The organism is Limnohabitans sp. (assembly GCF_031538885.1).
GTDB lineage: Bacteria > Pseudomonadota > Gammaproteobacteria > Burkholderiales > Burkholderiaceae_C > Limnohabitans.
Genome location: NZ_JAVKLW010000083.1, coordinates 1 through 7,537 on the forward strand (window position 1 = coordinate 1; position 7,537 = coordinate 7,537).

General features: G+C 54.8%; 10 protein-coding genes and 1 pseudogene. 6 read left to right on the forward strand and 5 right to left on the reverse strand.

Annotated elements, in window-relative coordinates; all coding sequences use genetic code 11:
• From RMS03_RS06770 to RMS03_RS06790, 5 genes and pseudogenes are all read left to right on the forward strand, one after another.
• Positions 1–131, forward strand: a pseudogene (locus RMS03_RS06770) (IS30 family transposase); the annotation flags it as partial.
• Between the two features lie 137 nt (positions 132–268).
• Positions 269–1,552, forward strand: coding sequence for a phosphopyruvate hydratase (gene eno / locus RMS03_RS06775; protein WP_310626324.1), 1,284 nt, complete (start codon positions 269–271; stop codon positions 1,550–1,552).
• 9 nt (positions 1,553–1,561) lie between these two features.
• The gene (gene ftsB / locus RMS03_RS06780) at positions 1,562–1,834 is read left to right on the forward strand and encodes a cell division protein FtsB (RefSeq protein WP_310626325.1); all 273 of its coding nucleotides are present in this window, start codon (positions 1,562–1,564) and stop codon (positions 1,832–1,834) included.
• Positions 1,831–2,442: a nicotinamide riboside transporter PnuC gene (pnuC, locus tag RMS03_RS06785; protein WP_310626326.1), complete on the forward strand. Its 612-nt coding sequence runs from the start codon at positions 1,831–1,833 to the stop codon at positions 2,440–2,442. Before ftsB ends, pnuC begins: the two co-directional genes overlap by 4 nt.
• On the forward strand, positions 2,439–3,074 hold the full coding sequence (locus tag RMS03_RS06790; RefSeq protein WP_310626327.1) for an ATP-binding protein: 636 nt from the start codon (positions 2,439–2,441) through the stop codon (positions 3,072–3,074). The genes pnuC and RMS03_RS06790 overlap by 4 nt, the downstream gene beginning before the upstream one ends.
• 5 nt (positions 3,075–3,079) lie before the next feature.
• Here the strand turns inward: RMS03_RS06790 and RMS03_RS06795 are convergent, their stop codons facing one another.
• Entirely contained in the window at positions 3,080–4,054 is a 975-nt protein-coding gene (locus RMS03_RS06795; RefSeq protein ID WP_310626328.1) for an Hsp33 family molecular chaperone HslO, read from the reverse strand.
• Positions 4,054–4,578, reverse strand: a complete 525-nt coding sequence (locus RMS03_RS06800; RefSeq protein ID WP_310626329.1) for a gamma carbonic anhydrase family protein — start codon at positions 4,576–4,578, stop codon at positions 4,054–4,056. The genes RMS03_RS06795 and RMS03_RS06800 overlap by 1 nt, the downstream gene beginning before the upstream one ends.
• A gap of 41 nt (positions 4,579–4,619) precedes the next feature.
• Here RMS03_RS06800 and RMS03_RS06805 point away from each other — a divergent pair, with 41 nt between their 5' ends.
• Positions 4,620–5,423, forward strand: coding sequence for a ferritin-like domain-containing protein (locus RMS03_RS06805; RefSeq protein WP_310626330.1), 804 nt, complete (start codon positions 4,620–4,622; stop codon positions 5,421–5,423).
• 52 nt (positions 5,424–5,475) lie between these two features.
• On the opposite strand, the gene xerD is transcribed toward RMS03_RS06805, so the two are convergent.
• The 3 genes from xerD to RMS03_RS11655 form a co-directional block, all read right to left on the reverse strand.
• Complete coding sequence (gene xerD / locus RMS03_RS06810) at positions 5,476–6,402, reverse strand: site-specific tyrosine recombinase XerD (protein ID WP_405023510.1); 927 nt, start codon at positions 6,400–6,402, stop codon at positions 5,476–5,478.
• Entirely contained in the window at positions 6,399–7,361 is a 963-nt protein-coding gene (locus RMS03_RS06815) for a tripartite tricarboxylate transporter substrate binding protein BugE (RefSeq protein ID WP_310626332.1), read from the reverse strand. Before RMS03_RS06815 ends, xerD begins: the two co-directional genes overlap by 4 nt.
• 78 nt (positions 7,362–7,439) lie before the next feature.
• The coding region (locus RMS03_RS11655) for an IS3 family transposase (RefSeq protein ID WP_405023511.1) at positions 7,440–7,537 on the reverse strand (98 nt) is incomplete at its 5' end.

Here is a 7,537-nt window from a genome sequence, read left to right on the forward strand (position 1 = left end):
AAACCGTGACGGATGAGGAATTGACTATGATTGAAAACCGATTGAATCACCGCCCCAGAAAGCGACTAGGATTCAAGACACCTCACGAGGTATTCCATGCCTCGTTAAAGCGTGTTGCACTTCGTCCTTGAATCCGCCAACTATAAAAAAACAGGAATTATTGAATTGAAATTCCAACGCATTAATCCTGAAAAGAAAAATTCCGAAAAAATCGAAAAATAATTTAAACCACTTAAATTCAGTAATTTACTCAAGGAGATTTACACCAATGAGCGCTATCGTCGACATCGTCGCCCGTGAAATTTTGGACAGCCGCGGCAACCCCACCGTCGAATGTGATGTGTTGTTGGAGTCCGGCACCATGGGCCGTGCCGCAGTGCCCTCAGGTGCTTCCACTGGCAGCCGCGAAGCCATTGAACTGCGCGACGGCGACAAAAGCCGCTACCTTGGCAAAGGCGTGTTGAAAGCGGTCGAGCACATCAACACCGAAATTTCTGAAGCCATTTTGGGTTTAGACGCGTCGGAACAAGCCTTCCTCGACAAAACCTTGATCGACCTCGACGGCACCGAAAACAAAAGCCGCTTGGGTGCCAACGCCTTGTTGGCTGTGTCGATGGCGGTGGCGCGCGCCGCGGCTGAAGAATCTGGGTTGCCTTTGTACCGCTACTTCGGCGGCATGAATGGCAACCAGTTGCCCGTGCCCATGATGAACGTCATCAACGGCGGCGCACATGCCAACAACAACTTGGACTTGCAAGAGTTCATGATCATTCCCGTGGGCGCGCCTACCTTCCGCGAAGCCGTGCGTTACGGCGCTGAAGTGTTTCATGCCTTGAAGAAAATCATCCACGACAAAGGCATGAGCATTGCCGTGGGCGACGAAGGTGGCTTTGCCCCTAACGTCACCAGCCACGAGGCCGCCATCCAAATGATCTTGGACGCGATTGCCGCTGCGGGCTACACCGCAGGCGAACAAATCGCCATTGGTTTGGACTGTGCGGCCAGTGAGTTCTACAAAGACGGCAAGTACCACTTGTCTGGCGAAGGCTTGCAATTGACGGCTCAACAATGGACCGACATGCTCGCCACCTGGTGTGACAAGTACCCCATCATCAGCATCGAAGACGGCATGGCCGAAAACGACTGGGACGGCTGGAAAGTGTTGACTGACCGCTTGGCCAAGAAAGTGCAAATCGTGGGGGACGACTTGTTCGTGACCAACACCAAGATCTTCAAAGAAGGCATCGACAAAGGCATAGCCAACTCGATCCTCATCAAGATCAACCAAATCGGCACCTTGACCGAAACCTTTGCAGCCATCGAAATGGCCAAACGTGCGGGCTACACCGCCGTCATCAGCCACCGCTCAGGCGAGACCGAAGACAGCACCATTGCGGACATCGCTGTGGGCTTGAACGCGGGTCAAATCAAAACCGGTTCCATGAGCCGCTCGGACCGCATGGCCAAATACAACCAACTCTTGCGCATCGAAGAAGACTTGGGCGATATCGCGGTGTACCCAGGTCGTGCGGCCTTCTACAACCTGCGTTAACCCTGCGTGATGTTGCGTCCACTCCACCTCGTACTGATTGCATTGCTGCTGGTCTTGCAAGGTCAGTTGTGGTTTGGACGTGGCAGCTTGCCTGATGTGATTCGTCTGCGTCAAACCCTCAAAGATCAAAAACAGCAAAATGCCGCTGCGCAATTGGCCAATGACCGGTTGAGCGCAGAACTCCATGACCTGAAAGACGGTGTGGAGATGGTCGAAGAGCGTGCCCGCTCTGAAATCGGCATGGTCAAACCCAACGAAGTTTTCGTGCAAATCGCAAAGTGATTGACGTCACTTTTTCCGTCGCCTTCACGCTATGGGACTACAGCACCTCTTGGATTGAACTCATCGCTGTACTGCTGGGCTTAGTCATGGTGGTGTTCACCATCACCGAACAGCATTGGGGATGGTTGTTCGCCATCCTCAGCTCTGCCCTCTACTTTTTGATTTTTTGGAAAAGTCGCTTGTACGGTGATGCCCTGCTACAACTGCTCTTTATTGCGCTGGCCGCATGGGGCTGGTGGTTGTGGCTACGCGGTACAGCACTGACGTCCTTACGCATCACGCAACTCACGCCCCAACAGCGTTGGGGCACCACACTGATCGGCATGGCTTTATGGGCTATCACGGGCTATGTGTTGCGCGACTTCACAGACACCGATGTGCCCTGGTGGGACGCATTCCCTACAGCATTCAGCTTGGTCGGGCAATACTTGCTCGCACACAAACGGGTGGAGAACTGGTGGGCATGGCTGGCGGTCAATGTGGTGGCTGTCGGTTTGTTCGCATGGAAAGCCTTGTGGCTGACAAGTCTGCTCTACATCGTGTTCGCGGTTTTGAGTGTGGTGGGTTGGCGCACTTGGCTTCAACGCAGTCATAGAGTCAGCGCATGAAGATTGCATTGCTCGGCGCAGAAAGCACAGGGAAGTCACAACTGGCCTTGGCGTTGAGCGCACACTTGCGCAACTCTGGCTTGGCCGTGCATCACGTGGGGGAGTACCTGCGTGAATGGTGTGACACCCACCAACGCACCCCCACACAAGACGAGCAACACCACATTGTTCAGACGCAAATCGCACGTGTCATGGCTACACCAGCTGACACAGTGGTGATTGCAGACACCACGCCGCTGATGACGGCGGTCTACAGCCAACTCCTTTTCAACGACCACAGCCACGATGACTTGGCACTCGTACACCAAGCTTTGTTTGACGTCACCTTGCTGACAGGGCTAGACCTTGCATGGGTCAGCGATGGCCTGCAACGCGATGGCCCGCATGTACGCGAACCTGTCGACCAAAAAGTGCGGCATATGTTGTCGCAAGCGAACTTGCCGTACCAAGTGGTCTACGGCTCTGGCCCGCAGCGTTTAGAAAATGCCTTGTTTTGCATGGGCCGCCAAGCACCGCAATGGGCCAAACAACTGGCACGCCAAGAATCGCCCACACGTTGGAGCGGCCTTTGCGAGACCTGCGGCAATGGTGACTGTGAACATCGTTTGTTTACGGGCCTGCTCGTGCCCTGAACGTTTTATTGCAGCGAGGACGTGCCCGGCGCTTGGCGCTGATCGCCCGTAAAGATGTGCGCCGCATCGACGGCGTCGTAGCGGTATTGCTGACCACAGAAGTCGCAACCCACTTCCACCTCACCGCGTTCAGCCAAGATGCTCTCGACCTCTTCGGTCCCCAAGCTGCGAATCATGTTACTCACACGTTCGCGACTGCATGAGCAGGCGAAGCTCGGGGTCAAGGGTTCGAAGCGGACAAGTTTTTCTTCCCAGAACAGCCGACGCAAAATGGTTTCAGCGTCTAGGTTCAGCAACTCATCGACGGTCAAGCTAGAAGCCAAAATGGAGATGCGGTTGTAGTCCTCATTGCGACCAATTTCATCCTCATCCTCCATGGTCGCTTTGGCAGCCAAGTTGCCTTCACCTTTGATAGGCAAACGCTGAATCAGCAAGCCCGCGGCTGTGGCGTCATTCGCAGCCAAGACCAAGGTGGTGTCCAACTGTTCGCTTTGCAGCATGTAGTGCTGCAACACATCGCTGAATTTGTCGAGTTTGTTACGCTGGTCGTCAAACAAAGGCACCACGCCTTGATAAGGCTGTTGTCCCGGCATCTTGTTCAAGGGGTCCAGCGTGATGGCACAACGGCCTTCGTTGTGTACGTTGACCATCTCCGGTAGGGTGCTAGCGTCGCCTAACTCGCCGACCACTTTGGCCGTGGCACGCAGGCTCAAATTGGGATTGACTTCGACCACAGCCAACTTCAACGGGCCATCACCAAAAATTTGCATCACCAACGCGCCATTGAACTTGATGTTGGATTGCATCAGCACCGCAGCAGCCGTCATCTCGCCCAGCAAGTGGCGCACAGGCGCAGCATAAGGGCCGGTTTCAACATTGTCGGCACGGCGCTTGAGCACCTCTTGCCACACGTCTGTCAGCTGGACCAACATGCCACGTACGGGCAAACCATCGAACAAAAATTTATGCAATTGAGGCATCAAACAATTTTCTTTAAACCTGTTTTGAAACGGTTTTTGTTATCTACATAGTGCTGCGCACTGCGGCGCAAACCTTCGATTTGTTCAGGCGTTAGTTGACGCACCACCTTGGCTGGACTGCCCATGATCATGGAGCCATCTGGAAACTCTTTGCCTTCGGTGACCAGCGAGCCTGCGCCAACCAAGCAGTTCTTGCCGATCTTGGCACGATTGAGCACCACAGCACCAATACCAATCAAGGACTCATCACCCACCGTGCAACCGTGCAGTTGCACCATGTGGCCCACGGTCACGTGCTTGCCAATGATCAAAGGAACCCCGACATCGGCATGCAACACACTGCCATCTTGGATATTGCTGCCCTCTCCAATGTGGATCGTCGCGCTGTCGCCTCGCACCACGCTGCTGAACCACACGCTGCTGTCGGCAGCCATGTGCACATCACCCATCACTTGGGCGTTGTCAGCCACCCAAGCAGAGTTTGCAATGTGTGGGGTGCGTACATCGAGTTGGTAAATAGACATGGCAATCTCCTGCATGGTTTTGGTTTTCTACAATTGTAGAGATGAGCCTGCGCCATTTAGCCCTGAGTGCCTTGTGTACATGTGATCCCGATGAGAAAGTTCAAGCGGTTCAGTCGCTGTGGGCTCGTCAAAAAGAGTTGCGGCTCTCGCCCAACGCCGTCATGACGCCAGACGCCGCACAGACACTGCCCGGCCGCCCCGCGCTGCCACGCTTGATTCCAGCCAAACAAGTGCCCACGCGCACGCCATTCACCCCCGAAGGTTTGGCCGCGTTGCTGCATGCGGTGTGCCACATTGAGTTCAATGCCATCAACCTCGCCTTGGACGCGGTTTGGCGCTTTCCCCACATGCCAGAAGCGTTTTACACCGACTGGCTGCGTGTGGCCTACGAAGAATCACAACACTTCGAGATGCTGCACACCCACTTGCGAAGCGTCGACCACCAATACGGGGACTTTGATGCCCACGATGGTTTGTGGCACATGTGTCAAAAGACGGCAGACGATGTGTTGGCGCGTATGGCGCTCGTCCCCCGCACACTGGAAGCGCGCGGCTTGGATGCCACGCCCTTGATTCAAGCCAAACTACGCAAAGCCGCCAACCCCAACGCCCTGAAAGCCGTGGAAATTTTGGATGTCATCTTGCGTGATGAAGTGGGCCATGTGGCGATTGGCAACCACTGGTACCGCTGGCTGTGCGCGCAACGTGACTTGGATCCCGTGCCTCTCTATGGTGAACTGGTGCAACGCTACGATGCGCCCAAACTCCGCCCTCCCTTTAACGAAGAAGCCCGCAAACGTGCGGGTTTCACAGACACGGAATTGAGTTACCTGCTCGGCGGTTGAGGCCCCTCACCCCTTGGGTGGTTCAGACCTTCACCCGAGAGGGTGGTGCTCTTCACCCGCGTGGGTGGTGCTGACCGTGCAGGCTCTTCAACCGTTCCCGCGCAATGTGCGTATAAATCGTGGTGGTGGAAATATCAGCATGGCCCAACAGCATTTGTACAGCACGCAAATCGGCCCCGTGGTTGAGCAAATGCGTGGCAAACGCGTGGCGCAGGGTATGCGGCGAAATTGGCACACGTATTTGTGCTTGCAACGCATAGCGCTTGATGAGTTGCCAAAACATGGCGCGGGTCATGGACTCTCCCGCATTTTTACCCCGTACCGTGACAAACAAAGCTTCGGTTTGGTGGCCCGCCAGCAGAGCGGGACGTGCCTCACTCAAATAGCGTTGCAACCAATCACGCGCCACTTCGCCAAAAGGCACCAAACGCTCTTTGCTGCCCTTGCCCATAATGCGCAACACGCCATCGTTCAAGCTCACATGCAAGATTTTGAGGTTCACCAACTCGCTCACGCGTAAACCACTGGCGTAAATCAGCTCCAGCATGGCGCGGTCTCGCAAGCCTAAGCCGGTGGACACATCGGGCGCATGGAGCAAGCTCTCGACTTGCGCCTCGCTCAAGCTTTTGGGCACACGCAAAGGTTGTTTGGCCGTGAGCAGTTTGAGTGTGGGGTCGGCCACCAACAAGCGCTCTCGCAACGCCCAGCGGTAAAACCGTTTGAACACGGTCAAACGGCGGTTGGCACTGGTGGCCTTGGTTTCGGCGTGACGGTGCGCAAAGTACTGCTGCAAGTCGGACTCTTGCGCTTCAAGCAAGTGTGTGCCCTGCACTTGGAGCCAAGCACCCAGCAGATTCAAGTCACGCCGATAAGCCGCCAAACTATTAGCCGCTAAGCCGTGCTCCAGCCACAGCGCATCAATGAAAACATCAATGTTAGCGTCTGGCGCTGAGGCGTGTTGTGCAGTCAACGGACTCAATCCAAGGTCAGTTTTTGCTCAATGACCACGCGTTTATAAACGTCATACTCGGCCTTGATCTGTGCGCCAAATTGCTCGGGCGTGTTGGCCACAATCAGCGAACCCGTGTCTTCAATGCGTTTGCGCACAGCCGGATCCTCCAACGCTTTTCGTACGCCTGCATTGATCTTATCCACGATATCTTTGGGAATGCCTTTGGGGCCATAGATGCCGTAAAAAGCCATGCGGTTGACAGGCTCTAAACCCACTTCCTTGAAAGTGGGCACATTAGGCAAGACCGCCAAGCGCTGAGGTGCGGCCACCACAATCGGCACCAAGCGGTTGTCTTTGATGAACGGCAAAGCCGATGGCAGATTGTCAAAAATCATAGGGACTTGACCCGCCACGGTGTCGTTGAGCGCAGGACCAGCACCGCGATAAGGAATGTGTGTCACAAAGACACCACTCAAGTTCTTGTACAACTCCATTTGCAAGTGACCAATCCCACCTGTGCCTGAGGATGCGTATGAATATCGCCCCGGCGAGCGTTTGATCTCGGCCACATAGCTTTTGTAATCTGTGGCGGGGAAGCTCGGATGCACCGCAATGATGTTGGGTGTCGCAGCCACGTTGATGATGGGTGAAAAATCTGTCAATGGGTTGTACGGAATCTTGGCGTTGATCGCCGGATTAGCCGCCGTGGTGGAGACCGTCGCCATGCCCAAAGAATAACCATCAGGTGCGGCCTTGGCTGTTTCATTGGCTCCGACCACGCCACCACCACCGGCTTTGTTGACCACCACCACGGTTTGTCCCAACACCTTGCTCAACGGTTCTGCAATCGTACGTGCAATGATGTCTGTGGTGCCTCCTGGCGCAAACGGCACTTGCAATTGAATCACCTTGTTGGGATAGCCCTGAGCCCAAGCGGCACTGGCGATGAATCCCAAAGACAGCACAAAACAATGACGACGTTGCATAGATTTCTCTCCTTCAAAAGATGCCATCAATAACCTGTATGAACCTGCCCCTGTTGGACGTACCTCTTAGCTGGTCAATTATGCGGCCTTCAATAGCTGTGCCGCGTTCCAGCTTTTCTCAAACTGCATCGGGCTGACATAGCCCAATGTAGAGTGAATTCTGCGGTGGTTGTAGA

Bases quoted from the DNA above. Each gene is read 5' to 3' on its own strand.
- eno (WP_310626324.1), top strand. From the start codon at position 269: ATGAGCGCTATCGTCGACATCGTCGCCCGTGAAATTTTGGACAGCCGC.
- ftsB (WP_310626325.1), top strand. From the start codon at position 1,562: ATGTTGCGTCCACTCCACCTCGTACTGATTGCATTGCTGCTGGTCTTG.
- RMS03_RS06790 (WP_310626327.1), top strand. From the start codon at position 2,439: ATGAAGATTGCATTGCTCGGCGCAGAAAGCACAGGGAAGTCACAACTG.
- RMS03_RS06795 (WP_310626328.1), bottom strand. From the start codon at position 4,054: ATGCCTCAATTGCATAAATTTTTGTTCGATGGTTTGCCCGTACGTGGC.
- RMS03_RS06800 (WP_310626329.1), bottom strand. From the start codon at position 4,578: ATGTCTATTTACCAACTCGATGTACGCACCCCACACATTGCAAACTCT.
- RMS03_RS06805 (WP_310626330.1), top strand. From the start codon at position 4,620: ATGAGCCTGCGCCATTTAGCCCTGAGTGCCTTGTGTACATGTGATCCC.
- RMS03_RS06815 (WP_310626332.1), bottom strand. From the start codon at position 7,361: ATGCAACGTCGTCATTGTTTTGTGCTGTCTTTGGGATTCATCGCCAGT.